Consider the following 3,339-nt stretch of genomic DNA (forward strand, 5'->3'; position numbering starts at 1 on the left):
CTAATTAAGGATCAGTAGCTACTGATACCTCGTATCGTACAGGAGGGCTCTTTCTGTTTCAAACCTCAAATTCTTTCATTACAGGAATGCTCCTTTTTTCTATTTTGTTTCAGTGTCTACCAGTCTCCAGATTTAAGACATTTCATACAAAATTCAAAAGGGACAGTTGATTTCAATTTAGCCCGTTCTCCAATTGAAACAGTCGCGGCAGCTAATCATACCGAAAGTGAAGCAGAGATAAAGCAATCCCTAAAAAAGGAACAAGCCATGTTAGACGCACCTATCATCTCTCAACTTCCGGAATTGCCAAGAGGATGCGAAGTGACAAGTCTATCGATGCTCTTACAGTATGCAGGAGTCGATGTAGGAAAGATGGAGTTGGCCCAGCGAATAAAAAAAGACCCGACCCCTTTTCAAAAGAAAAATGGACAAGTATTTTTTGGTCATCCTAATGCAGGTTTTGTTGGGGATATGTACAATATTAATAATCCTGGCTACGGAGTTTACTACAAACCAATCAAGGAACTGGCGGAGGAATTTTTGCCTAATCGAATTGTGAACCTGACAGGAGAAAAGTTTAGTGAACTAGAAACCAGACTTTCAAATGGAGTTCCTGTTTGGATCATTACAAATACCCGATACAGGAGATTACCTCAAGATGAGTTTAGAACGTGGAATACCCCCTCGGGATCGGTGCAGATTACTTATCGAGAACATTCTGTTTTAATGACTGGATACGATACAGATTATGTTTACTTCAACGACCCACTGACAGGAGAAAAAAATAAAAAAGCAGCTAAACAAGATTTCATAGATGCTTGGGTCCAGATGGGGAGACAGGCAATCACCTACCAACAAGGGTAGCTCAATACACAAATAGGTCATTTTCGCATTCACAATGAAAGGGCCTCCTAAATTCTCGGGAGACCCTTTTAACTATCATCTTTTATTTACTCAGGCTTATTTGGAACATCAGGATCCGGTGTGAACGCTGGTTCAAAGCCTTCATATCGAACTTCTGACACCATTCCGCCATTCGCATGGTGGAATTCATGACAATGGAACATCCAATTTCCAGGGTTTTTTGCTTCAAAGACAATTTCGTAAGTCTCGCCAGGTCGAACATTTAGTGTATCTTTCGAGACCGGCGATCCTTGAATCGGTTCTCCATCCTTGGAAATAACATTGAAGAACTCACCGTGTAAGTGCATTGGGTGGTCGAACTCCGTGTCATTGACAATGGTGAACTTTACGACATCTCCTTCTTCCACTTCGTAAATCTCATGCTCTGGGTATTGCTTACCGTTAATAGTAAACGTCTCTCCACCATCATTGGTGCCAAGTAGCATCTCGTACTCTTTTGTGATGTCACCAAGATTAATTTCTTTGGCTTCCCCATATGTCGTTAAATCAAAAAATGAGGAAATCTCTTCAGTCGTTTGTAGCTCTTCACTTTCGAACCCATTATAAACAATTGGGATGAACGTATTTAGTTTTTCCTGATTCTCTTCGGCAAACACTTGAATCCCCCACGCTCCCGGGTTATCCATTTCAATTTCTACATCGTAACGTTCAGCAGGAGCGATTCGAAATGCCGTGTCTGTTAACACTTCTGGCTCATTGACAGGTTGACCATCGTAATGTGTGATTTTATAGGAGTGACCCGGAATGGATACCACTTGAGTAAACAGCCCTGCATTGACAAAACGGAGTTTCACTTTGTTTCCTTCTTCTACCTCGATTGCTTCAATTTGTGGCGACGCCTTCCCGTTAATAACCATGGTGTCGTACATTTCATTCATTTGTTCTGAGTGGCTCATGCCACCACCATCCGTCTCACCCATGTCCATGCTGCCGTGATCCATGCCTTCCATTTCCGTCTCACTCATGTCCATGTTAGCATGGTCCATACCTTCCATGTCTGCTTCACCCATGTCCATGTTGCCGTGATCCATGCCTTCCATGTCTGTCTCACCCATGTCCATGTTGCTGTGATCCATGCCCTCCATGTCCATGCCTGCAGAAGCAAATTCATCGATTACAATGGCTTCATCGACATCGTAGGATTCTTGGTTTTCTGGTTCGACAATAAAGACACCATAGAGACCTTTGTCAACTTGAGTAGCACCGTCTTGGTGTGAGTGGTACCAGTATGTTCCTGGTATATCTGCTTGATATTCATAGGTAAATTCCTCACCAGGCATAATCGCATTTTGCGTCACACCAGGGACTCCATCCATTTCATTCGGAACAGGGAATCCATGTAAGTGAAGGGCAGTTGGCACATCAAGTGAGTTTTTCACATTAAGGACAACCTCATCGCCCTGTTGTACGCGAATTTCCTCACCAGGAAGGGTACCATTATACGTCCAAGCATCCATCATGACCTCATCATTGAACATCCAATGAGTTTCCTTAACATCAAGCGTGAACACTTTTTTGCCCTCTTCGGTTGTTGCTTCAGTCTCTTGATTCTGTTCTTCTTGCTGACCTGAGTCTTCACCCATATCCATTTGTGAGTGGTCAACCGACTCATCCGAACAACCAGCTATGATTAAGGACAAACCTAGTGCTGCCCCTAATAATCTGTATGATTTTCTCATCTCTCTTCCTCCCCTTAGTTATGTGTGTTGAATCAAAAACTCTGTTCACGTTTACTATAGACAAAAGATTTATAGAAACTATGAAGAAATCGATGCCTTTACGTTCGTTCAATAAACGTTCACAAAATCCTATTTTCTCCAAAAACGTGATCGCTTTAGGTTGCGATTTTATGCAAAGCGCTCTTTCTTTAACAAGATGCCCTCGTCCTCCCTTAACACAAAGATATCGAAACTCTCTTCCCTCTCTAAACGTAGAAATCTTCTTAATTCTACAGGGATACGAATGGCGCCTCTCTCACTTATGATCATCTTGTTATCTAATGTGTCTCCCTTTACTTTTCGAATCATTAACTCATTTGACTCGGCTGTTAAGCTTACCGTCACTTCATCTCCAGGAAAGAAAGATAACTTTTCTCTAATTGGTCTTGGAATTGTGATAGATTGTCCATTTTTCAGGCTACACGTTAGTTCAGTATTTATCAGGCTATCTTGCTTCTTCTTAGAGGTAAACGTTTCAGTCATGTACTAATCCCCCAGTTTTCATCATATTTTTAATAGCATAAATTGAAAATATCAAGAAACTATGAAGAAGCTTCAAAATCCCCTTGGTGGGTGTGTCAATAATTTTGTGTAAATACCCCTGTTTCTAGTAGATAGGTTAGCCCTGCTTATTTTACTTGGTAAAACTTCTATTTTAGGTGAAACACAGAGCCACAGCGGTAGCTGCTTGTCCTTG

At 41.6% G+C, this 3,339-nt stretch carries 3 protein-coding genes; 1 reads left to right on the forward strand and 2 read right to left on the reverse strand.

Translation table 11 applies throughout. From position 1 onward, the window contains the following. Positions 1 to 267: 267 nt before the first annotated feature. Positions 268 to 864, forward strand: a complete 597-nt coding sequence (locus tag E2L07_RS20230) for a C39 family peptidase (protein ID WP_134230504.1) — start codon at positions 268 to 270, stop codon at positions 862 to 864. An 86-nt stretch (positions 865 to 950) separates the two neighbouring features. On the opposite strand, the gene E2L07_RS20235 is transcribed toward E2L07_RS20230, so the two are convergent. Both E2L07_RS20235 and E2L07_RS20240 read right to left on the reverse strand, forming a co-directional pair. Continuing rightward, entirely contained in the window at positions 951 to 2,603 is a 1,653-nt protein-coding gene (locus E2L07_RS20235) for a multicopper oxidase family protein (protein WP_134230505.1), read from the reverse strand. 168 nt (positions 2,604 to 2,771) lie between these two features. Further along, positions 2,772 to 3,125, reverse strand: coding sequence for an AbrB/MazE/SpoVT family DNA-binding domain-containing protein (locus E2L07_RS20240; RefSeq protein WP_134230506.1), 354 nt, complete (start codon positions 3,123 to 3,125; stop codon positions 2,772 to 2,774). Between the last annotated feature and the right edge of the window lie 214 nt (positions 3,126 to 3,339).

Source organism: Halalkalibacterium halodurans, from assembly GCF_004376175.1.
Taxonomy (GTDB): Bacteria; Bacillota; Bacilli; order Bacillales; family Bacillaceae_D; genus Halalkalibacterium; species Halalkalibacterium halodurans.